The sequence below is a fragment of the Kitasatospora sp. NPDC034023 genome (assembly GCF_055575795.1).
Window position 1 is genome coordinate 35,545 of record NZ_JBVIRY010000033.1, and the last position, 22,540, is coordinate 58,084.

Consider the following 22,540-nt stretch of genomic DNA (forward strand, 5'->3'; position numbering starts at 1 on the left):
CGCCATCTCACGCCATCTCACGCCATCTCACGCCGTCTCACCACGTGTCGCCGGGTGTCACCGGGTGTCCCAGCGCGGGGTGCCGGCGGTGATCGGATGCCTGTCTCAGGGGGGAAGCTGAGACGTCTCAATTCTGGGGCGGTCCGATATGTCGGGTGGCTGCCCCCACAGCCTGCTCAGGGCCCGCCGCCGATCCGGACAAGGCGCGCAGCGACCGTCGGCAGGCCGGTTGAACCCGTTCCGGGTGTGCCCCCGTCAGCACTGGTGAGGGACCGGCCTGTTCGCTCGGTCCCGATCGGTCTGCACGTCTCTCCTCGGGAGCAATCATGAAGCTCATCAAGGCCGTTGCCGCCTCCGTGGCCGCGCTCGCCGCGCTGTCCCTCGGCGCGGCGCCCGCCGGTGCGGCGGGCTCGGGCGCCCCCGGCGCGGGCAGCGGCACGGTCGGCAGCAGCCTGGGCGTGTGCAGCAGCCCGGTGTGGGGCGGCAACTACCTCTGCGGCGACGAGTACGGCGCCGGCACCGCGACGTACTACTTCCGTGACGGCCGCCAGGAGGTGTTCGTCATCGGCACCGACCACGCCGTGTGGACGCGTTGGACCGTCGACAAGTCCGGCAAGAAGAGCGGCTGGCTCTCCCTCGGCGGTGTCCTGGCGGGCCCGGTCGGCATCCTCGCCACGGACATGGGCTTCGGCAACTTCGAGGTCGGCGCGAAGGGCACCGACGGCCGCATCTGGAGCCGCGTCCGTGACACCAACGGCAACTGGACCGGGTGGGCCGCCGTCTGACCCCGTGCTTCACACCCGGGGTTTCGGGTCTCCAGCCCGGGGCCGGTTCGCCGGTACCGAGGAGTCCGAGCGGGTGCGCTCGGGCTCCTCGGTCGTTCGGGGCGACGGGCGGGACGGCGACGGGCGGGACGGTGATGGGTGGCCGGTGGCAGGCCGACGAGGTGCGTGAACAGGTTCAGGACGGGGTCACCGTGGCGGTGCCGGACGGACCTGGCGAGCCGGACGACGCGGGGGACGCCGGGGACGCCGGGGACGCAGGAGACGCCGAGGACGCCGAGGACGCCGGGGACGCCGGGGACGCGGGAGACGCCGGGGACGTGGACTTCGTGGGGCTGCCCGGAGCGGCGGGTGAAGGAGACGGGGACGCGGGCTTCGGCGCGACCTGGAGCCCGGTGACGTGGCCGTCCGCGGTGAGGAAGTACTGGAGTGCGGCGTAGCCGGGTGTGACCAGGATTCCCTGGGTCATCTTGGGCAGTTGGCTGGACCGGGCGAGTTCGGTGCCGTCCTGGGCCCTGCGCCACACGACCTGTTCGGTGGTGTACTTCTTGAGGCCCTGGAAGAACTTCACCGGGATGTCGGTCCCGATCAGGACGCGCTGGTCCCCGGGGCCGATGAGGGTCGTGAAGCTGAGCGTCGTCTGGTCCTGCGTCCACGCCACCGACAGCGCGCCGTTCGTCAGGTCGATCCCGGCCAGCTTGCCCGCTCCGGCGTCCATCGCGTAGACGCGGTTGTTCTCGGGGTCGACCGAGACCATCGACGGGATGAAGCTGTTCTTGCTGCCGCTGTCGGCGAAGGGCTGGACGTTCGCCACCTTGGTGGAGTCGCTCTGGGAGACGGCGACGACGCTCATCGGGGTCGGGGTCGGCTTCCCGCCGTTGGTCATCGCGACGACGTAATCGTTGATGACGGCCATGGCGGACGCGGCCGTCTGCCCGTCCTTGAGGTAGGGCACCGGCCCCCACGAGGGGTCGGGGGCGAAGGCGCTGTTCTGGTAGGTGTAGCGGTAGAGCTTGGTCGCTCCGGGCAGGTAGATCTCCTGCGTGTCGTTGAGCGTCGAGGTGGTGATGCGGCCGCCCATCATCTCGGGCAGCGTTACCTGGGAGATCACCTGGAGGCTCTTCGGGTCGATCGCCACCATGATCGAGGGCGGTACGGCCGTCGGGTCGGGGCAGTTGAGGAAGGCGCTGAAACCCTGCTCCGTGCACCCGGGTTGCCGGTTGACGGTCTTGGCGACGATGGTCCCGTCGGAGAGCGCGTCGTAGCCGTTGTACGCGGTGTCGCGCGGGGCCGACTGGCCGGTGGGAAGGGTGGTCCGGGCGAGGACCTTGCCGGTCTGCGGGTCGATCCGGGCGATGTGGTAACCGTAGATGACCACCAGGCTGCCGTCCGACAGGACGTTCAGGACGCCTGGGTAGTCCCATTCGTCGGTCGCGTGGGTGTTGATGAGCACCTGCCGCCAGACCTCGTTGAAGGTTCCGGGTTCCACCCGCGAGACGAACGAGCCGGAGGCGGCCGGGTCGTCGCCGTAGCCACCGCCGTAGACGTAGAGCTCGTCGGGGCCGCGGTCCACGATGTTGTACGGCGTGGCGTAGACCTGCTGCGAACTGTAGGCGTAGACCTGGTTGTTCGACGGGGCGCCCGCGAAGTGCGCGCACGCGTAGCGGTGTGTCCGGTTCGAGTCGTGGACCTCGAAGGCGGCGATGGTCGGATACCACGGAGCGTTGCCCTCCGCGGCCGCGCAGGACTGTTCGCCGGAGACGAGGGTGGGGTCGCCGACCAGCGGACCGCCCGCGGCCACCTCGTCGGCGGGCGGGGAACTGCCGTGCGAGTCGGCCGGGCGCGCTCCCGAGCCGGAGCCGGTGCCGGAGCTGGAACAGGCGGAGAGCCCGAGGAGCAGGGCCACGACGACGGCCGTCAGCCGGGGAAGGGGCAACCGGTGAGGCAAGCGGGGCTCCTCGGGTCGGATCACTGTGCCGGTGTGCGGCTCGTCCGGCACCGGGCCGCGGAACACGCTGGCAGAGCGGTCACGGTCGGCCCGGGTGACACGCCGGGCCCCTCGCTCCTGCCACCGGGCCGGTCACCCGGGCGGACCCGCCGTCGACCGCCCGGCGGCGGGCGCCGAGCCCCCGGGAACCCCGACCGACCGGTCGCCGACGCCCGGCGCACGGCCCAGACTGACAGGGGCGCCGTCCGCGAACCTCCCTCCCGGTGGCCGCGCGGCGGATCGGCCGACAGGACAGCGTGGAGAGGTGAGCGATGAGCACGGTGGTGGAGTCGATCGACGTGGACGTGCCCGTCCGCGTCGTCTACGACCAGTGGGCGACCTTCGGGGACTTCCCGAAGTTCATGGACGGCGTGGAGGAGGTCAGGCAGCTGGACGACCGCCGTGCCCACTGGCGGACCAGGATCGCCGGGCTGTCCCGGGAGTTCGAGACCGAGGTCGTCGAGCGGGTGCCCGATGAGCGGGTCGCCTGGCGCACCACCGGCGAGAGCGTGAAGCACACCGGCACGGTCGACTTCGAGCCGCTCGGAGCAGCCCGCACCCGGGTGAGGATGACCATGGTCTTCCAGCCCACCGGCCTGGCCGAGAAGGCCGCCGACAAGCTGGGCGTGCTCGGCGTCCAGGTACGCGGCGACCTGCGCCGCTTCAAGCACTTCATCGAGGACCGCGACGCGGGGGCCGGCCCCCGGCCGTCGCCCGAGGGCGGCTGACGACCGCGAATCGGCCAGGACCAGGCCTGCCCGCCCTCAGCCTGGGCGGCCTCCGCCGCCCGGTAGACATCGAGGGCGGCGACTCGGACGTGGAAGGGCCGCCGGAAGAAGCAGCCGACCGGCTCGCCGGACATCCGGCGGTCCGAACCCAGGATCATGACCCCGTCCGCGGCCCGAAACCTGCTCGTGTACGGGACCAGCCGAACGGGTGAATCTGGCGGCGGCTCTGCGCTGCGCGACCTCCTCACCCACCATGGCGTCCGCGACCGCATCGAACCCGGCCGGGAGCCGCGCTCGAACAGGCGCTCGCCGCCTGCGCACTGGGCTCCGCCGCCGTCCGCCCCGTGATCGACCAGCTGGAGGACACGCTGGACCGCGCCCGGGAGGTGCTCGAAGTGTCCCTGTTCGCCCCGGGATCGCCCGGAGGTAATCCACTTGAACACCGCATTCGAACAGCAGCATCATCGGACGCCACCCGCCCGTAACAACTCCGTCAACTCGGCTTGAGACAAGCCACCTTGCGCTTTCTCGTCGGCCGAATCCGGCGCTTCCGCACGCCCGCGCACCGCTCCGCGTCTGGAGGATACGCCGTCTGGCACGGCCCCGAGAGCGACCTGCGGCTCGGTGACGAGGGCCTGGCCGTGCGCATGGTCCCCTTCGACGAGGTACTCGACCTCAAGGTCCCGCCTTACATGCACCACTACCTGCCGCTGCTCACCGCGGCGAACGGCCAATCCACCGGGAGGACCTCGTGACCCACCTCGACCACACCGGCCGCGCGCCCGGGACGGACCCGCTGACGCTGGTCGTCGGCGTCCACCTCGTCCTGGCCGGCGACGGCGCGGTCCTGCTCGGCCGACGCCGCAACACCAGCTACGCCAACGGCCTCTGGCACCTCCCGGCCGGGCACATGGAGCGCGGCGAGCACGTCACCCGCTCCATGACCCGCGAAGCCGAGGAGGAACTCGGCATCACCATCGCCGAGGACGACCTCGAACTCGTCCACACGCTGCACCACCTCGACGCCGACGACGGGCGCAGCCGTCTCCAGCTCTTCTTCCGCCCCGCCCGCTACGGCGGGCAGGTGCGCAACGCGGAGCCGCACAAGTGCGAGGAACTGCGGTGGTGGCCGCTCGACCGGCTGCCGGCCGACATCGTGCCGTACACCGCGCACGCCCTCGCCGAGGTCACCCGCGGCAACCCGTTGTCCACCGTCGGCTGGCCGTCATGACCGCGCCGCCCTCCCCGACGACGCCGACCGGCTGCTGCGCGGCGCGGCCGGCCCCCCGACCGTCTGAAATCCTTGTTCGCTCAACCGTCTTGGAGGTAGCACTGTGGAAAGCCTTCGCCAGGCCGTGGCCGTGATCGCCCATGACCGGGGCCGGGGCCGGATCGCGACGATCCACTACGCCGCGAACCGTTGGAGCACGACCCCGGCGTGGACGATCCCTGGCGGCAAGGTCGAGGTCGGCGAGCGCCTGGACGAGGCCGCCGCCCGTGAACTGCGGGAAGAGACCGGGTTGATCGTCGACCCGGAAGGCCTGCGGCTCGTGCACACGGTCCAGGTCCGTACCGGCTGGGACGGCAAGGGCCCGTTCCTGCTGTCGGTGTTCCTCGCCACCGCCTGGCGCGGCGAGCTGACGAACACCGAGCCGGACAAGCACCTCACCGTCACCTGGTCCCCGGCCGACACGTTGCCGCTGCCGATGTTCCCGACCTCCCACGCCGCCCTCACCCTGTACCTGTCCGGGGGGCGCGGCTTCTCCGCCCACGGCTGGGACGGCAAGCCCTTCGACCCGCGGACCCTGGTCGGCGGGTGAGAGCAGGGGGGCCGACACCGTCGGCCTCCCGACGGGTCCGCGCCGGGGCGTGTCCGGGGCAGGGCCGCCGCACTAAGGTATGAGCCCGTGACAGCGACGAGCGGGGCAGTCGTCGGGGGCCGGTACCGCCTCCACGACCTCATCGGGCAAGGCGGCATGGGCCGCGTGTGGCGGGGACGGGACGAGACCCTCGGTCGGGATGTCGCCGTGAAGGAGGTGCTCCTGCCGGAGGGCGTCGCCGACGGCCACCGCGAGCAACTCCTGCGGCGCACGCTGCGCGAGGCGCTCGCCGCCGCGCGGCTCAACCATCCGGGCATCATCACCGTCCACGACGTGGTCGAGCACGAGGGCGCGCCCGTGATCGTCATGGAGTACGTGACCGGGGCCTCCCTCGCCTCGCTGCTCGACCGGGAGGGAGCCCTGCCGGTCCGGCGGGTGGCCGAGATCGGCGCCGCGATGCTCAAGGCGCTGCAGCAGGCGCACGCGGCGGGGATCGTCCACCGCGATCTCAAGCCGGACAACGTCCTGTTGATGGACGAGCGGGTCATCCTCACCGACTTCGGCATCGCGCACATGGCTGACGCGACCACCGCGCTCACCCGCACCGGCGCCGTCATCGGCACCCCCGCCTACATGGCCCCCGAGCAGCTGGAGGGCAGGCCGCCGACCTCCGCCAACGACCTGTGGTCGCTCGGTGCGACGCTCTACGCCGCGGTGGAGGGCGAGGCGCCGTTCCACGCGGAGTCGTTCACGGCGCTCTGCATCGCCGTCGTCACCCAGCCCCCGCGCCCGACCCGGCGGGCCGGTGCGCTCGCGCCGGTGCTCGCGGGGCTGCTCACCAAGGACCCGGCGCAGCGGCTGACGGCCGAACAGGCGCTCGCGGCGCTGGAGTCGGTGGCCCGGGGCGAGGTGGCTCCGCTCGTCGCCCCGCCGACGCAGGTCGACACGTCCGGGTCGGGCGGGTTCGGGTCGGGCGGGTTCGGGCCTGGCGGGTTCGGTCCGCCCCCGGTCTACCCGGCACCCGTCCCTCCGGCGCCGGTGACGCCCACGGCACCGCTGCGGTCGGTACTCGGTCCGCACCCGCACCCGCACCAGGTACCGACCGCCGAGGGCGCCCGGGTGCCGCAGCAGCAGCCCCCGCCCTACCCGCCGGCGGTGGCACCGACCGCCGTCGGCACCGACGGCACCGGTGGCACCGACGGCACGCCCGGGACCAGCCCGGCCGTCGTCCGGTTGCTGCGCTTCATCGGCAGCATGGCGCTGCTCTGGGCCGTCGGCCTGGCGCTGCCGTGGAACGACCTGTCCTACCTGCCGCCCTCCTACTATTCGCGCGTGATCGCCGCCACGGCCGTGATCTCGCTCGTGCACGCGCTGCCCCGGCCGCGTCTCCACCCGGGGCTGGTGTGGGCCCTCTTCCTGATCTTCGACGTGGCGCTGTTCTACGCCGTCATGTACGTCGACTCCATCGGGTGGATGGGCCTGCACGGCTACAGCCCGATGCCGGGCCCGATCGTCGTGAACGCGCTGATCGTCTCCACCGGCGTCTGGCTCCTCTGGTGGAAGATCCCCGGCGCCCGCCACCCCGCGTGACGCGGCGGCGGCATGCCCGCCCGGGACGCGGCTGACGGGCCGTGCACATCGGACGGCCCGTCAGTCCGCAGCCCGTCAGGGCGCCGGGTGCCGGTCAGGGGGCCAGAGCGTCCGGGCGCCGCCAGCTCACCAGGCGGGCCCCGTCCGGCGGGGCGTCCACGAGGTCCTGCCCGAAGACCCGGTTGATCGAGCTGTCCCCGTTCAGCGAGATGTCGGCGCCGTAGACGTGCAGGGAGACCGCGCGGCCGGTGCCGCCGTTCGACACCCGGTGGATGTCCTCGTCCGGCGGCACCAGGAGCTGTACCCGGCCGGGCGAGCAGGTGGTCCGGCCGGCCGGCGCGAGCACCCGGCGGCCGGAGCGGCGGAGCCGCCACAGCCGGTACGCCTCGTCCACCTCGACGCCCTCCACCACACCCGACACGCACCAGGCGACGTGGTCGTGGATCGGGGTGGACTGCCCGGGCAGCCAGGTCAGGGCCACCACGGAGTGTGTCCGTCCGGCATGCAGTAGACGCTGCGCGTAGCCGTCGGTGTCGCCGGCGCACAGGTCGTCGGGAACGATCAGTCCGGCCCGCAGGTACTTGCGCAGGGTGTCGGCGGTGAGCTGGGCGGTCAGGACGTCCGCGGCGGCGTAGCGCGCGAGGTCGGAGAGGAACTCGTCGAGGTTGGAGCCCGGTGCCACGGTCTACCGCCCCGCCCCGGTGAGCGCGCGGACCTCGAACTCCTCGAAGCGGCGCGGGTCCGACTCCTCGTCGCGACGGCGGCGGCCGCCGGCCAGGGAGCCTAGGACCGCGGCCGCGAACCCGACCGGGATCGAGATGACGCCCGGATTCTGCAGCGGGATCGGCGCGGTGGTGGTGCAGGAGATCAGCGCCGTGGCGTTGCCGACCTGCTTGCTGGCCGCCGGCACCCCGCAGTCCTTCGCCTGGGCGGCCGTCAGTTTCACGGCGTGGACCGTACTGCTCGCGCCGCCCCAGCAGATCGGGGAGAGCAGCACCAGGCCGATCGCGCTGACCAGGCCCGCGTAGATGCCGCACTTGGCGCCGAAGGTGGTGAAGCGCCGCCAGAACAGGGTCAGCAGGATCGCCGGCAGGTTGGCCGAGGCCGCGATGGCGAAGGCCAGGGCCACCAGGAACGCCACGTTGAGGTCCCTGGCGAAGATCGACAGGGCGACCGCGACCGCGCCGATGACCACGGCGGCGACCTTCGCCGTGACCAGCTCCTGCCGCTCCGTGGCCCGGCCCTTGCGGATGACACTGGCGTACAGGTCATGGGCGAACGACGACGAGGAGGTCAGGGTGAGCCCGGCGACGACCGCCAGGATGGTGGCGAACGCGACCGCCGCGATGAAGGCGAGCATCAGGGAGCCGCCGGTGGTGCCCGCGCCGCCGCCGAGGTGCTCGGCCAGCAGGGTGGCGGCGGTGTTGCCGGAGGGGTCCTTCTCCTTGATCGTCGCCGTGCCGACCAGCGCGGCCGCGCCGAAGCCGAGCACCAGGGTCATCAGGTAGAACACCCCGATGATGCCGATCGACCAGTTCACCGACTTGCGTGCGTCACGCCCGGTCGGGACGGTGTAGAAGCGGACCAGCACGTGCGGCAGCGCCGCGGTGCCCAGCACCAGGGCGGTGCCGAGGCTGACCAGGTCGAGCTTCGACCAGCCGTCGGTCGCCCCGTACTTCAGGCCGGGCTGGAGGAAGGCGTCGCCCTTCTTGGACGCCGCCGCGGCGTCCCCGAGCAGGTGGCTGATGTTGAACCCGTACTTCGCCAGCACCCACACGGTCATCGTCGCCGCGCCGGCGATCAGCAGCACCGCCTTGACGATCTGCACCCAGGTGGTGCCCTTCATCCCGCCGACCACGACGTAGACGATCATCAGGGCGCCGACCCCGGCGATGGTCCAGATCTGCGCGGCGCTGCCCTTGACGTCGAGCAGCTGCCCCACGATCGTCGCCGCGCCGACCATCTGCGCGATCAGGTAGAAGATCGAGACCACGATGGTCGACACGCCCGCTGCGGTGCGCATCGGCCCGCTGCGCAGCCGCGCGGCCAGCACGTCGGCCATGGTGAACCGGCCGGTGTTGCGCAGCAGTTCGGCGACCAGCAGCAGCGCGACCAGCCAGGCGACCAGGAAGCCGATCGAGTAGAGGAAGCCGTCGTACCCGGAGAGCGCGATGATCCCGGCGATGCCGAGGAAGGAGGCCGCGGACAGGTAGTCGCCCGAGATCGCGATGCCGTTCTGCAGCGCGGAGAACTCGCCGCCGCCGGTGTAGAAGCCGCCGGTGCCCCGGGTGCTCCGCCGCGCCCAGAGGGTGATGACGAGGGTCACCGCCACCAGGGCGACGAACAGGCCGATCGTCAGGGCCTTGTTCGATGCCGACTGCGCCGTCGTCGCGGCGAGCGGAAGGTGCTGTGTCATGCCTGGTTCTCCGTCGGTTCCTGGTCGCCGCCGTGGCCGGCCGGGGCCGGGGCTGTCGGGTGGGACACCGCCACGCTCCGCAGGGCCGCGGCCAGCGGGTCCAGCCGCCGGGCGGCGAACCGGCCGTAGGCCAGGGCGATGCCGAAGGTCGAGACGAACTGCAGCAGTCCGAAGACCAGGGCCACGTTGACGTTCCCGACGACCTTCGTCGCCATGAGGTCGCGGGCATAGGCCGAGCAGAGCACGTACGCCAGGAACCAGAGCAGGAAGGCCGCCGTCACCGGGAACACGAACGTGCGGTAGGCGGCGCGCAGTTCGGTGAATCGCGGATCGTCGCCGATCCAGGGCGCGTCGCGGCCCGACGACACGGTGGGGTCCATCATGGGAATCCTTCTGAGCGGTGCGGAACTTGCCGATGGCCCGACCGTAGAAGTGCGCGGTAGACAAGCGATCAACGAGCGACCGGCGGCGGAAACCGGCGATCCGCGACCGGCAACCGGCAACGGCCCGGCCCACCGGGGCGGACGCGGCGAGTGCCGCCTCCGCCCCGGTGGCCGTCCGCCGGCGGGTCAGCCGGCGAGTTCCTCGCGCAGGCGGCGGGCGGCGGCGACCAGGCTGTCCAGGGACGCGCGGGTCTCCGGCCAGCCGCGGGTCTTCAGGCCGCAGTCGGGGTTGACCCACAGCCGCTCGGCCGGGATGGCGGCGAGGCCGGCCCGCAGGAGGGTGAGCGCCTCGTCGGTGCTCGGGACGCGCGGGGAGTGGATGTCCCAGACGCCGGGGCCGACCTCGCGCGGGTAGCCGGCCTCGGCGAGCTCTCCGGCGACCTCCATGTGCGAGCGGGTGGCCTCCAGGGAGATGACGTCCGCGTCGAGGTCGTCGATCGCCGTCATGATGGCGCCGAACTCGGCGTAGCACATGTGGGTGTGGACCTGGGTGTCGGCGCGGACGCCGGAGGTGGCGAGGCGGAAGGACTCGGTGGCCCAGTCGAGGTACGCCGGGCGGTCGGCGGCCCGCAGCGGGAGGGTTTCGCGCAGGGCCGGCTCGTCGACCTGGACGACGGCGGCGCCCGCGGCCTCCAGGTCGGTGACCTCGTCGCGCAGGGCGAGGGCGACCTGGCGGGCGGTGTCGGCGAGCGGCTGGTCGTCGCGGACGAAGGACCAGGCGAGCATGGTGACCGGGCCGGTGAGCATGCCCTTGACCGGGCGGGCGGTCAGGCCCTGCGCGTAGCGGAACCAGTCGACGGTCATCGGGCGCGGGCGGGAGATGTCCCCCGCGAGGACCGGGGGCCGCACGTAGCGGGTGCCGTAGGACTGCACCCAGCCGTGCCGGGTGGCCAGGTAGCCGGTGAGCTGCTCGGCGAAGTACTGGACCATGTCGTTGCGTTCGGGCTCGCCGTGCACCAGGACGTCCAGTCCGGCCTTCTCCTGGTAGGCGATGACCTCGCGGACCTCGGCCGCCATCCGCTCGCGGTACGCGCCCGCGTCGATCCGACCGGCCGCCAAGTCGGCGCGGGCGACGCGCAGTTCGGTGGTCTGCGGGAAGGATCCGATGGTGGTGGTCGGCAGCAGCGGCAGGCCGAGCCGGGCGCGTTGGGCCGCCGCCCGGACGGGGTAGGGCTGGGCGCGGCGGGTGTCGGCCCCGGTGACGGCGGCGACCCGGGCCCGGACCGCCGGGTCGCGGGTGATCGGGGAGGTGGCCCGGGAGGCCAGGTCGGCGCGGTTCGCGGCGAGTTCGGCGGTGATCGCACCGGCGCCCTCCCGCAGACCGCGGGCCAGCAGGGCGACCTCGGCGGCCTTCTGCCGGGCGAAGGCCAGCCATCGGGCGATCTGCGGGTCGATGTCGCGTTCGGCGGCGGCGTCGATCGGCACGTGCAGCAGGGAGCAGGACGGCGCGACGTCCACGCTGTCGGCGAGGCCGAGCAGGGTCGCCAGGGTGGCCAGCGACTTCTCCAGGTCGTTGATCCAGATGTTGCGGCCGTCGACGACTCCCGCGACCAGCCGCTTGCCGGGCAGGCCGCCGGCGGCGGCGAGGTCGTTCAGGTTGGCGGCGGCCGGGCCGGTGAAGTCCAGCGCCAGGCCCTCGACCGGGGCCTTGGCGAGCACCGGCAGGGCGTCGCCGAGGCGGTCGAAGTAGCTCGCGACCAGCAGCTTGGGCCGGTCGGCGAGGCCGCCCAGCTCGCGGTAGGTGCGGGCGGCGGCGTTGAGTTCGGCCGGGGTGCGGTCCTGGACGAGGGCGGGCTCGTCCAGTTGCACCCATTCGGCGCCCGCCGCCCGCAGGTGGGCGAGCAGTTCGGCGTAGACGGGCAGCAGCCGGTCCAGCAGGGTGATCGGCTGGAAGTCCTCGGCCACCCCGGGAGCGGGCTTGGCGAGCAGCAGGTAGGTCACCGGACCGACCAGCACCGGCCTGGCGGCGTGGCCGAGGACGAGGGCCTCGCGCAGCTCGGCGACCGCCTTGGCCGGGTTCGCGGCGAAGACCGTGTCGGAGCCCAACTCCGGTACGAGATAGTGGTAGTTGGTGTCGAACCACTTGGTCATCTCCAGCGGCGCCACCTCCTGGGTGCCGCGTGCCATGGCGAAGTAGCCGTCCAGGGGATCGGTGTCGACCGCGGACCGGTGTCGGGCGGGGATCGCGCCGACGGCGACCGTCGTGTCCAGCACGTGGTCGTAGAGGGAGAAGTCTCCGGTCGGGACTTCCCCAACCCCGGCCTCGGCGAGCTGGGCCCAGCTCTCCCGGCGCAGGTCGGCGGCGGTGTTCAGCAGCGCCTCGGCGGTGACCGCGCCCTTCCAGTACCCCTCGATCGCCTTCTTCAGTTCCCGGTTGCGACCCTGCCGGGGGTAGCCGTACGCGGTGGCTGCGGTGGTGGTTGCGGCGCCGGTGGTGGTGGCGGTGGTGGCGACTGCGGTGGTGCTGGTGGTGGTCGCTGCGGACTTCGCTGTCAAGGGACTCTCCTTCGCGAGCCTGATTCCTCTGGTCCCCGATGACGGGACGAAGGCGCGAAGGGGTGACGAACCGGACGGGCGCCCGCACGTGGGCGCGGCTCCGTCTGGTAGGTACGCCGACCCGCCCTCGAGGTCACCGGATCTCCGCGCGCGATCGGTCGCGCGCGGGCAGTGGCAGGTCTTCGGACTCGCGGGCACAGCCGCCCTGCTTCCAGGGCGGACACCTACTGGCCGTCGCTTCCCAGACCCGTCCCGGGCCCAGTGCGTATGACGGCGGTCGTTCCCACTCACCGCTGCGGGGCAGTCCCGGATTCCCACCGGGTTCCCTCTTGCGACGCGCCTGCCTGGCGGACAGGGCGAACCAGCTGCACGGCCAGCTTAGGCGCAGGACCGCGGGAGCTGAACAGGGATTCGCTCAAATCGTCCGGATACTGGGACGGCGTCGACGCGAGGAGCGGCCGGAGGACCAGGCTTCCCCATCGCGGGAGTCGGAACATGACGGCTCGTCACGGCGGGACCCACCGACACCCACCGGCGTCGCGACCCGGCTCCGCCGGTGCGGAGCAGCCCGCCTCCGCCGGTGCGGAGCAACCCGCCTCATCCTCCGGACAATTGATGGGCAAAGCCCGGTAAAGGCTGCGAACGGCACCTTGAGGTTGTCGAACACCCGTCAGTAACCTCATGGCGGTGCCGAAGCGGCCGGGCCCGACCGTGAACGGTACGGGCCTCCGACATGCCCATGCATGTCATGGCCACACCACCCTGCTCACCCGGGGTGCGTGCCCCACCTCCCGTACAGCGCAAGCACCATGCCGGTCCACGGCCATCCGCCGTGGCCGACGAGCACCTGCACGTGATCCGTCAGCACGGGCCCGAGCCCGTCCCGGCGAGCACCCCAACTGCCGGCACCGGCCGCGCCCTCACCCCCACGGAGGGTCGACTCTTGCGCTTCCACTCCCCCAGCGGTGCGCGCCCTGCCCGGGCGCGCAGACTGCTCGCCGCCCTGCCCGCCTTCGCGCTGGCCGCCACCGGCCTGCTCGCGGCCACCGCCCCCGGCGCCGCCGCCGTCCCCGGCGGGACCGCCGGCACCGGCCCCACCACCGGTGTCACCACCAAGCACGTCTGCGCCGCCCCGACCCACCCCGGCGAAATGGCCTGCCTCGCGCTCGCCCGCACCGACCTCGTCCAGCACCTCGCCCTGGCTCCGGACATCAACCCCTCCGGCCTGGGCCCCAGCGACCTCGCCTCCGCCTACAACCTCCCGACCTCGGCCGGCGCCGGCGCCACCGTCGCCATCGTCGACGCCCAGGACGACCCCAACGCGGAGTCCGACCTCGCCACCTACCGCTCCCAGTACGGCCTGCCCGCCTGCACCACCGCCAACGGCTGCTTCAGGAAGGTCGACCAGCGCGGCGGCACCAGCTACCCGACCGCCGACAGCGGCTGGGCCGGCGAGATCTCGCTCGACGTCGACATGGTCAGCGCCGTCTGCCCCAACTGCCACATCCTGCTGGTCGAGTCCGACGACGCCAACATGAGCAACCTCGGCGCCGCCGTCAACACCGCCGTCTCGATGGGCGCCAAGTACGTCTCCAACAGCTACGGCGGCGGCGAGGACTCCACCGACCCGAGCTCCGACACCAGCTACTTCAACCACCCCGGCGTCGCCATCACCGTCTCCTCCGGTGACTCCGGCTACGGCGTCGAGTACCCGGCCGCCTCCCAGTACGTGACCGCCGTCGGCGGCACCAGCCTCAACCGCGCCTCCACCGCCCGCGGTTGGACCGAGAAGGTCTGGGGCAGCAGCTCCGGCGGCAACGGCGCCGGCTCCGGCTGCTCCGCCTACGACGCCAAGCCGAGCTGGCAGCACGACACCGGCTGCGGCAAGCGCACCGTCGCCGACGTCTCCGCCGTCGCCGACCCGGCCACCGGCGTCGCCGTCTACCAGACCTACGGCGGCTCGGGCTGGAACGTCTACGGCGGCACCAGCGCCTCCTCCCCGATCATCGCCTCCGTCTACGCCCTGGCGGGCACCCCGGCCGCCGGCACCGCCCCGGCCTCCTACCCGTACGCGCACACCGGCTCCCTGTACGACGTCACCAGCGGCGCCAACGGCAGCTGCTCCCCGTCCTACCTGTGCACCGCCGCCGCCGGCTACGACGGCCCGACCGGCCTCGGCACGCCCAACGGCACCGCCGCCTTCACCAACGGCAGCACCGGCGGCAACACCGTCACCGTGACCAACCCGGGCAGCCAGAGCACCGCCCAGGGCTCCGCCGTCAGCCTGCAGATCCACGCCACCGACTCGGCCTCCGGCCAGTCCCTCGGCTACGGCGCCACCGGCCTGCCCGCCGGCCTGAGCGTCGACGCCGCCACCGGCCTGATCACCGGCACCGCGAACACCGCCGGCACCTTCACCGTGACCGTCACCGCCACCGACGGCACCGGCGCCAGCGGCTCCACCACCTTCGGCTGGACCGTCACCGGCGCCGGCGGCGGCTGCACCCCCGCCCAGCTCCTCGGCAACCCCGGCTTCGAGACCGGCAGCGCCACCCCGTGGACGGCCAGCGCCGGCGTGATCGACAACTCCGGCAGTGAGCCCGCCCACGGCGGCAGCTGGAAGTCCTGGCTCGACGGCTACGGCTCCGCCCACACCGACACGCTCGCCCAGACCCTGGCCGTACCGGCCGGCTGCAAGGCCGCCCTCAGCTTCTACCTGCACATCGACACCGCGGAGTCGGGCAGCACCGCGTACGACAAGCTGACCGTCTCGGTCAACGGCACCACGCTGAAGACCTACTCCAACGTGGACGCCGCGGCCGGCTACCAGCAGCGCACCTTCGACCTCTCCGCCTACGCCGGCCAGAACGTCACCGTGAAGTTCACCGGCACCGAGGACAGCTCCCTCCAGACGAGCTTCGTCATCGACGACACGGCCCTCACCGTGTCCTGACCATCTCCTGACCGTACGATCCGTGGGGCTGCGGCAGCCGGCTGCCGCAGCCCCACCGCCTTCCACCCGTCGGCAGCGGCGGACCACCGGGCGGGGTGGTGCGCCTGCCGAACGGTCAGCCGCTCTGCGCGCCGGCCGTCAGCAGGCCGGCCGACTTCCGGTAGGTATCCGGGGTGTGGCCGGTCTGCCCGGCCCTCCGGCCCTCTCGCGCGCGCCGCGCGGCAGGGCCTCGGGGCGGGGGGGTCAGCTCAGGGTGCGGACTGCGGCGGCGTCGTAAGGGTGCAGGTCGGCGAAGCGGCCGGCGAGGACCTTCGCGGCCCACTGCGGGTCCTGGAGGAGGGCGCGGCCGACGGCGACCAGGTCGAACTCGTCGCGCTCCAGCCGGTCGAGCAGGTTGTCGATGCCCTGGACCGGGGCGCCCTCGCCCATGAAGGCGCGGACGAAGTCGCCGTCGAGGCCGACCGAGCCGACGGTGATGGCGGTGCGGCCGGTGAGCTTCCTGGTCCAGCCGGCCAGGTTGAGGTCGGAGCCGTCGAACTCGGGGATCCAGTAGCGGCGGGTCGAGGCGTGGAAGGCGTCGGCGCCGGCCTCCGCGAGCGGGGTGAGGATCGCTTCCAGTTCCTGCGGGGTCTCGGCGAGGCGGGCGTCGTAGTTCTCCGCCTTCCACTGCGAGTAGCGGAAGATCACCGGGAACTCGGGGGAGACGGCCTCGCGCACCGCCGCGACGACCTCGGCCGTGAACTTCGTCCGGGCGACCGGGTCGCCGCCGTAGGCGTCGGTACGGCGGTTGGTGCCCGCCCACAGGAACTGGTCGAGCAGGTAGCCGTGCGCGCCGTGCAGCTCGACGCCGTCGAAGCCGATCCGTTCGGCGGCCGCGGCGGCCTCGGCGAACGCGCCGATGACGGCGTCCAGGTCGGTCCGGGTCATCGCCCGCCCGGTGCCCTCGGTGCCGTCCAGCCGGATGCCGGACGGGCCGACGGCGGGGGCGTCGGCGAACGGCGGGTCGCCCTGCTTGCGCACCATGCCGATGTGCCAGAGCTGCGGCACGATGGTGCCGCCCGCCGCGTGGACGTCCTGCGCGACGCGGGCCCACCCGGCCAGCTGTTCCTCGCCGTGGAAGCGCGGGATGTCGTCGCTCTGGCCGGCGGACTCGTGGCCGACGTACGTTCCCTCGGTGACGATCAGGCCGACGCCCGCGGCGGCGCGGCGGGCGTAGTACCCGCGCACGTCCTCGCCGGGCACGCCGCCCGGGGAGAACTGGCGCGTCATCGGCGCCATCACGATGCGGTTGGGCACGGTCAGCCCGTTGATCGTGACGGGCCGGGACAGGATCTCGGCCGCGCGGGAGGCGAAGGGGTCGGCGGCCGCAGCGGGCTCGGTGACGGTCATGGGGATTCCTCGCGGGTAAGGGGTGGTGTGCGCCGGGACGAAAACGGTTGCCCGTGCCAACCACCTCGGCGGCCCCCGCATTTCGCCGACCGCGCGAACCCCCCTGTGATCCGCGCCACTCCCCCGAGGTGGGGCGGCTTCGGCAAACCGACATCACGCATCGACGTTCAGTGGCGAGGGAGTCTCGAAGTCCCTTCGGATTTCAGGCCGGTGGGCTACGCTGTCCGGCTATGACGACCGGGACGGCCTTGCGCCGCACACGGATCGGTGACCCGGCGCTCCTCTGAGCGCCGTACGGGCCGGGGCGGGCCCGCTGTTCGATCGAGGATCCTGCGCTGCCGCGCGAGCCCCGCCTCCGTCGTGTTGACCACAGGCTCGACACATCGACCACGACAGGAGAACGCATGCCCACGAAGACGTTGCAGATTCCCACCGCGGACGGCCAGGCCGACGCTTTCGCCGCCTTCCCCGACGACGGCGAGCGGCACCCCGGGGTGCTGATGTACGCGGACGCCTTCGGCATCCGGCCCGTGCTGCGGGAGATGGCCTGCGAACTGGCCGGGCACGGGTACTACGTGCTCGTCCCCAACTACTTCTACCGGCACGGCCCGACACCGCTGCTCGACCTTCCCGAGCACATCGGGGGAGAGGCCCGGTCCGCGCTCATCGCCCAGGTGATGCCCTTGATCCAGGCGCACACCGCCGAACGCGTCCTGAGCGACGCCGACGCCTACCTCGGGTTCCTCACCGCCCAGCCCGAGGTCCGTCCCGGACCGGTCGCGGTGACCGGGTACTGCATCGGCGGCCTCCTGGCGGTGCGCACCGCCGCGGCGCACCCCGGCCAGGTGGCCGCCCTCGCCGGATTCCACGGCCCCGTGGGCGTCGCCGGGCCCGACAACCTGCACCGCCTCACCGCCGAGGTCCACTTCGGCCACGCCGAAACCGACCTGACGCCCGAGGCTCTCGGCGAGCTCAACCAGGTCCTCGATGCCGCGGGTGTCGGCTACACCTCCGAGATCTACCCCGGCACCGTCCACGGCTTCACCATGGCCGACACCGACGCCTTCAACCCCGCCGCACTGCAACGCCATTGGGAGCGCCTGCTCCCCCTCCTCGGCCGCACCCTGAAGCCGACCGCCCGGTAGGACGCTCGGCGCCGACCGGGCCAACCCCTCCCTCCCGGCTCAGGCCAAGCCGGGAGGGAGGGGCGGAGGGGCGGAGGGGCGGAGGGGCGGAGGGGCGGAGGGGCGGAGGAGCGGAGGGGCGGAGGGGCGCGGGAGACGCCGGGGGTAGCGGGCGCCCCGGGGCTCGGGTGGGACGAGCCGGGGCTGTTCAGGCCGAGTGGGAAGGCGTCTCCTTCATGCCGTCGACGATCGCGCGCGCCGTGATGGCATGGGTGAAGACGACCGTGCCGGGCGTGATCAGGTCGTGGTCGCCGGATGTGCCCTCGACCTGGACCGTGCGCTCGCCGAGGAAGGTGAACGACGCACTGTCGAAGATCCACTCGGTGCGCTGGCCGGTCTTCTCCTCGAACCGGGCCACCGCGACCCCGTGGCGGCCGACGGCGTCGACCGCGTCGTCCACCTGGACCACGCCGGGGATCTTGGCGGCGGCCCTGTAGAGCGCGGCGGAGAGCTGGGCGGACGGGTAGCTCTCGATGAGCAGATCGCCGAGGGTGGTGAACGCCTCCGCGTCCGGGCCGGGGCCGTGGCCCGCCGTCTCCGTGTAGATCTTCTTCAGCAGGGCGTCGGGGTCGGTGGGGAGGGCGGCCAGGTAGTCGTAGGACGGCGCGTTGAGGTACGGCTCGACCTTCGAGTCCAGGGAGATGCCGTCCTTGTTCTGCTGGTCGATCAGCCAACCCCGCCGGCCGTCCGGCGACGTCCAGGTCCGGCGCGTGTTCAGTGCGTCGCTGACCACCGAGCTCTTGCCGTCGACCGTCCGCACATAGCTGCCGGCGACCTTCGACTCGATGTAGACGAACTGGCCCGCCCTCGCCGGCGGGGCTGCGGTCTCCTGGGCGGCCAGCGAAATCCGGTCGAGCAGCTGGACGACCCCGTGCGCGTCGGCGGCGCCGACGGTGGTGGTCAGGGCGGGGCCGGTGCCCGAGGTGGCGGCCTGGTCCGGGCCGCCGCTCAGGCTCAGGCCGGCTCCGACCAGGACGGCGCCCGTCAGGACGCATGCCGCCACCGGCAGGAGGATCGCGCGGCGCAGGAACGGGTTGCGCGGCTTGGGGGTGCTGATTCGGGCGGGGCCGGAGACGGCGTTGTCGAGGTCTTCGTGGATCCGGGCCATCAGGCTCTCCTTGTGGAACTCGTGGCGGCCCGTCGGAAGATCCCGCGCCACGACCGGCAGGAGCCCATCGGTCTCCGGCCACTCAGCCGGGTGCGGCTGGGAGGGGCTGGCGTTCATCGGTTTCCTTCCGGTACGGGCCGGACCGCTGTCGCGCGGTCCCCAGTTATCTGTCGAGTCCGGCGGGCGGGTTCCCGTCTGTCCGCCGTCAGTTCCGCCTGTGCGAGCTTGCGCAGCCTGGTACGGGCGCGGGACAGGCGGGAGCGGACGGTCCCGAGGGGGATGCCGAGGGCCTCGGCGGCCTCGGCATACTCCAGGCCCTCCCACAGACACAGGATCAGGACCTCGCGTTCGGGACGGCGCAACGAGCCCATGGCGGCCATCGTGGCGGCGATCCGGCGCCGGTCGTCCACCCGGCCGGCCACGTCCTCGGCATGGTCGGGTATTTCCACCACCGAAGGCCCCGTCGCGGCGAGCGCTGCGGCCGCGGCGCGGTAGCGCCGGTTGCTGCGGCAGTGGTTGCGGGCGAGGTTCGTCGCGATGCCCAGCAACCACGGCCGCAGCGACCCGCCCTCGGCGGCCACCCTGCCGCGCAACCGCCAGGCCTCCATGAACGTCGCCGACATGACGTCCTCGGCGGCCGACCAGTCCGCGGTGAGACGGAAGGCGTGGTTGTAGACGGATCGGGCATGGAGGTCGAACAACTCCCCGAAGACGTTCGGGTCCCCGGCCCGTACCCGGGTTCGCATATCTGTGATCACTCCTATGGGCTGTCCGGCACCCGGGAGCGAGTTCCCGTGACCTGCGTCACCCGGTCAGTCGTGGTCGGCGGCGAAGGGTCCCTCGTCGACGAAGCGGCGCAGGAGGCGGGCGAAGTCCCGGGCGTCGGCCTGCGGCCAGGTGGCGAGCGAGTCCTCGATGCCGGCGGCGAGCCGCTGCCGGGTGGCCGCGATGACGGCGTGACCGTCATCGGTGAGGGCGAGCAGGGTGGCGCGGCCGTCGGCGGGGTCGGGGCGGCGTTGGAGCAGGCCGGCCTGTTCGAGGCGGTCGGCGCGGCGGGTGACGGTGGTGCGGTCGAGTCCGATCTCGCGGCCGAGGTCGGCGGCGCTGTACGGGCCGGTGCGGGCCAGGCCGCTGAGGACCGGGTAGGTGAGGTCGTCGACGGCCTCCCCCAGCCCCTCGGTCAGGCGGGTGTAGAGGCGGGCCCGGGTGCTGCGCCGTAGGAGCAGCCCGAGGGCGTCGGCGATGTCGTGTCCTGTCTCGTGCTTCACCCCTCCAGAATAACGTGCTTCGCACACGCTTTTCCCGTACCCCCGCCGGCCGGGCTCGCAGAGTGGCATCCGCTGCCGCAGGCGGCGGAACTCGGCGACCACGGGGTGCGCCGCACCCGCCGGCAGGACCTCGCGCTGGTCGACCACTGGCGCCGCCACCTGGAACACCCCGAGGCCTACCTGCGCCACATCATCGACTGAACCTCTCCGGGCGGTGCCGTCGTGCGCGCTCGGCGGGCGGTCGTCACCGTGAAGACGGCCGAACGGTTGGCACGCCGTGCGAATCACCTGGGCCACGACCACCCGCCCCCGGAGGCCCGGAACCCGGTGTCCACGGGGCGCGTCCTCCATGTCGGTCGGCATGCCGTAGGGTGCCGCGCCGACAGGCACGGCCGACGGCCGGGGGACGGCGGGCACGACAGGGACGGGAGCACGGGACGATGGACGACCGGACGCAGCAGGGCGACAGACCCGGCGGGAGCGGCACGCAGCCCGCCGCTCCCGCGCCCGCCCTCCTTCCACCGGCGCCCGAGGACGCGCGCGCCTGGGAACTCCCGGACTACCTCCACGGACGCGAGCTCGGCGCCGGCGCCAGCGGCCGCGTCGTGCTCGCCCACCACCGGGAGACCGGCACCCCGGTCGCGATCAAGTACCTCCACGACCGCGTCGGCACGCCCGCGCTGCGCGCCGAGGCCGAGGTCCTCGCCCGGATCGACTCCCCGCACATCACCCGGCTCTACGAGTACGTGGAGGGGGCGCAGGGCTCGGCCATCGTGATGGAGCTGGTGGACGGCATCGCCCTGCGCGACCTGCTGCGGGCGGAGGGCGCCACCACCGCGCAGGCGGCCCTGGTGGTGCTGAAGGGCTCCCTGCTGGGCCTGGCCGCCGCCCACGAGGCCGGTGTGGTGCACCGCGACTACAAGCCCGCCAACGTGCTCGTCGACGCGGCCGGCACCTCGAAGCTGGTCGACTTCGGCATCGCGGTGCCCAGCGGCGACGAGCGCGACGTCTCCGGCACCCCCGCCTACATGCCGCCCGAGCAGTGGGCGGGCCGTCCGGCGTCCCCGGCCGGGGACGTCTACGCCGCCACCGTCACGTTCTTCGAGTGCCTCACCGGTGCCCGCCCCTTCGACGGCGCCACGATCGCCGAACTCGCCGTCCAGCACGCCGAGGCACCGATCCCCGCCGACCAGGCGCCCGACCTCGTCCGGCCGCTGATCCTGGCGGGTCTGGCCAAGGATCCCGGGGCCCGCCCCGACAGCGCCGCCGCGTTCGTCCGCGAGCTGGAGGCGGTGGCGACGACCGGTTACGGGCCGGACTGGGAGGAACGGGGCCGCCTCGACCTCCTCGCCCTGCTCGCCCTGCTCGCGGCGCTGCTGCCCGGCGCCGGCGCGGCCGGCGGCGTCACCTCGCTGGCCCACACCTCCCTGGGCTCCCAGACCTCCCTGGGTTCCCGGACCGCGCTCGGCCCCCAGGGTTCCGGCTCCGTACCCGGCGCCGCCCGGGCCCAGGGCGTGCTGCGCCGGGTCCCGGCCCGCCCCGGCGTGCTCCTGCGCAACCGTGGCAAGGCCCTCACCGGGGTCGCGGCCGGCGCCCTCACCCTGGCCACGCTGGCCGGCCTGGCGGTCGCGGGGGCCACCGACGGCGGTGCCCGGACGGTCGTCGGCGCCGCCTCCCCCCAGGCGACCACCAGCCTCGGCCCGCAGCAGCCGACGGACGGCGCCTCCCCCGCCCCGAGCGACAGCGACAGCGACACGGCGAGCCCGACGGCTTCGCCCACGGCCACCCCGGGCACGCCCAGCGGCACCCCGACCGCGGCGCCGACCGCCGCGCCCACCGTCAAGGCGCCCACAGCACCGGCCACGCCGGCCCCGCCCGCCCCCGGCCTCCCGCCGACACCGTCCACCCCCGCCGTACCGGCCCCCACCACGGCCGCGCCGACCCCCGTCACCGCCCCGCCGAACCCGAGCCCGACTCCGACTCCGACGGTCGCCCCCGCCACCCTGGCGGTCGACTCTGTCAGCCTGAACTCCCTGACCTGCAGCGGCCGTTGGAGCCTGACCGCGACGGTCACGGTGACGGCCCACGGCGCCGGCAGCGGGACGCTGACGCTCAGCTGGTACCACAGCTCGGGCGGCCGCGCGGTCACCGTCGCGACCGACACCGTGGCGGTCCAGAACGGCACCGCCACCATCACCCGCGCGCACGACTTCGGCTCGGCCGACACCTTCCCCACCTGGGGCGTGCGCGTCACCACCACGCCGGCGGCGGCCAAGCCGGGCCAGACATCCGCCGAGACGGCCGCCTTCCTCTGCAACCCGCCCCGCTGACGTCCCTTCACCGCCGCCCGTACGGGCCCCCTCCCCTGCCTTCCGC

The 22,540-nt window shown here is 73.2% G+C and carries 18 protein-coding genes and 1 riboswitch; of the genes, 9 read left to right on the forward strand and 9 right to left on the reverse strand.

Features of this window, described 5'->3' with window-relative positions; translation table 11 throughout:
* Positions 1-326 precede the first annotated feature (326 nt).
* The gene (locus ACZ52R_RS33610; protein ID WP_465622521.1) at positions 327-785 is read left to right on the forward strand and encodes a DUF8189 domain-containing protein; all 459 of its coding nucleotides are present in this window, start codon (positions 327-329) and stop codon (positions 783-785) included.
* 175 nt (positions 786-960) lie between these two features.
* Here the strand turns inward: ACZ52R_RS33610 and ACZ52R_RS33615 are convergent, their stop codons facing one another.
* Positions 961-2,730 (reverse strand): hypothetical protein, encoded by a 1,770-nt coding sequence (locus ACZ52R_RS33615; protein WP_465622523.1) that lies wholly within the window; start codon positions 2,728-2,730, stop codon positions 961-963.
* 311 nt (positions 2,731-3,041) lie between these two features.
* Between ACZ52R_RS33615 and ACZ52R_RS33620 the strand changes: the two genes are divergently transcribed.
* From ACZ52R_RS33620 to ACZ52R_RS33640, 5 genes are all read left to right on the forward strand, one after another.
* Positions 3,042-3,497 (forward strand): SRPBCC family protein, encoded by a 456-nt coding sequence (locus ACZ52R_RS33620; protein ID WP_465622524.1) that lies wholly within the window; start codon positions 3,042-3,044, stop codon positions 3,495-3,497.
* Between the two features lie 518 nt (positions 3,498-4,015).
* Positions 4,016-4,252, forward strand: a complete 237-nt coding sequence (locus tag ACZ52R_RS33625; RefSeq protein WP_465622525.1) for a hypothetical protein — start codon at positions 4,016-4,018, stop codon at positions 4,250-4,252.
* Complete coding sequence (locus ACZ52R_RS33630) at positions 4,249-4,728, forward strand: NUDIX hydrolase (protein WP_465622526.1); 480 nt, start codon at positions 4,249-4,251, stop codon at positions 4,726-4,728. The genes ACZ52R_RS33625 and ACZ52R_RS33630 overlap by 4 nt, the downstream gene beginning before the upstream one ends.
* Positions 4,729-4,831: 103 nt before the next feature.
* Positions 4,832-5,317, forward strand: coding sequence for an NUDIX domain-containing protein (locus tag ACZ52R_RS33635; RefSeq protein ID WP_465622528.1), 486 nt, complete (start codon positions 4,832-4,834; stop codon positions 5,315-5,317).
* Between the two features lie 87 nt (positions 5,318-5,404).
* Positions 5,405-6,907 carry a serine/threonine-protein kinase gene (locus ACZ52R_RS33640; protein WP_465622529.1) on the forward strand — a complete coding sequence of 501 codons (1,503 nt, stop codon included), beginning with the start codon at positions 5,405-5,407 and terminating at the stop codon, positions 6,905-6,907.
* Positions 6,908-7,001: 94 nt separating this feature from the next.
* Here ACZ52R_RS33640 and ACZ52R_RS33645 read toward each other — a convergent pair whose 3' ends face one another.
* The 4 genes from ACZ52R_RS33645 to metE form a co-directional block, all read right to left on the reverse strand.
* Entirely contained in the window at positions 7,002-7,589 is a 588-nt protein-coding gene (locus ACZ52R_RS33645) for a cysteine dioxygenase family protein (RefSeq protein WP_465622531.1), read from the reverse strand.
* Positions 7,590-7,592: 3 nt separating this feature from the next.
* Positions 7,593-9,323 carry a solute symporter family protein gene (locus ACZ52R_RS33650; protein ID WP_465622532.1) on the reverse strand — a complete coding sequence of 577 codons (1,731 nt, stop codon included), beginning with the start codon at positions 9,321-9,323 and terminating at the stop codon, positions 7,593-7,595.
* The gene (locus tag ACZ52R_RS33655; RefSeq protein WP_465622533.1) at positions 9,320-9,706 is read right to left on the reverse strand and encodes a DUF485 domain-containing protein; all 387 of its coding nucleotides are present in this window, start codon (positions 9,704-9,706) and stop codon (positions 9,320-9,322) included. The genes ACZ52R_RS33650 and ACZ52R_RS33655 overlap by 4 nt, the downstream gene beginning before the upstream one ends.
* 186 nt (positions 9,707-9,892) lie before the next feature.
* Positions 9,893-12,262 carry a 5-methyltetrahydropteroyltriglutamate--homocysteine S-methyltransferase gene (metE, locus tag ACZ52R_RS33660; RefSeq protein ID WP_465622535.1) on the reverse strand — a complete coding sequence of 790 codons (2,370 nt, stop codon included), beginning with the start codon at positions 12,260-12,262 and terminating at the stop codon, positions 9,893-9,895.
* A 156-nt stretch (positions 12,263-12,418) separates the two neighbouring features.
* Positions 12,419-12,644: riboswitch (cobalamin riboswitch) on the reverse strand.
* A gap of 561 nt (positions 12,645-13,205) precedes the next feature.
* Here metE and ACZ52R_RS33665 point away from each other — a divergent pair.
* The gene (locus tag ACZ52R_RS33665) at positions 13,206-15,215 is read left to right on the forward strand and encodes a putative Ig domain-containing protein (protein WP_465622591.1); all 2,010 of its coding nucleotides are present in this window, start codon (positions 13,206-13,208) and stop codon (positions 15,213-15,215) included.
* A gap of 243 nt (positions 15,216-15,458) precedes the next feature.
* Here the strand turns inward: ACZ52R_RS33665 and ACZ52R_RS33670 are convergent, their stop codons facing one another.
* Positions 15,459-16,604: an NADH:flavin oxidoreductase gene (locus ACZ52R_RS33670; RefSeq protein WP_465622536.1), complete on the reverse strand. Its 1,146-nt coding sequence runs from the start codon at positions 16,602-16,604 to the stop codon at positions 15,459-15,461.
* Between the two features lie 404 nt (positions 16,605-17,008).
* Here ACZ52R_RS33670 and ACZ52R_RS33675 point away from each other — a divergent pair, with 404 nt between their 5' ends.
* Positions 17,009-17,749 (forward strand): dienelactone hydrolase family protein, encoded by a 741-nt coding sequence (locus ACZ52R_RS33675; RefSeq protein ID WP_465622537.1) that lies wholly within the window; start codon positions 17,009-17,011, stop codon positions 17,747-17,749.
* A 187-nt stretch (positions 17,750-17,936) separates the two neighbouring features.
* Here ACZ52R_RS33675 and ACZ52R_RS33680 read toward each other — a convergent pair whose 3' ends face one another.
* The 3 genes from ACZ52R_RS33680 to ACZ52R_RS33690 all read right to left on the reverse strand — a co-directional run bounded on the left by ACZ52R_RS33680 (position 17,937) and on the right by ACZ52R_RS33690 (position 20,164).
* Positions 17,937-19,013: a CU044_5270 family protein gene (locus tag ACZ52R_RS33680; protein ID WP_465622539.1), complete on the reverse strand. Its 1,077-nt coding sequence runs from the start codon at positions 19,011-19,013 to the stop codon at positions 17,937-17,939.
* Positions 19,010-19,642 (reverse strand): RNA polymerase sigma factor, encoded by a 633-nt coding sequence (locus ACZ52R_RS33685; RefSeq protein ID WP_360504418.1) that lies wholly within the window; start codon positions 19,640-19,642, stop codon positions 19,010-19,012. Before ACZ52R_RS33685 ends, ACZ52R_RS33680 begins: the two co-directional genes overlap by 4 nt.
* A gap of 66 nt (positions 19,643-19,708) precedes the next feature.
* The gene (locus tag ACZ52R_RS33690) at positions 19,709-20,164 is read right to left on the reverse strand and encodes a MarR family winged helix-turn-helix transcriptional regulator (RefSeq protein ID WP_465622540.1); all 456 of its coding nucleotides are present in this window, start codon (positions 20,162-20,164) and stop codon (positions 19,709-19,711) included.
* Positions 20,165-20,604: 440 nt separating this feature from the next.
* Here ACZ52R_RS33690 and ACZ52R_RS33695 point away from each other — a divergent pair, with 440 nt between their 5' ends.
* On the forward strand, positions 20,605-22,494 hold the full coding sequence (locus ACZ52R_RS33695) for a serine/threonine-protein kinase (protein ID WP_465622541.1): 1,890 nt from the start codon (positions 20,605-20,607) through the stop codon (positions 22,492-22,494).
* Positions 22,495-22,540: the final 46 nt, after the last annotated feature.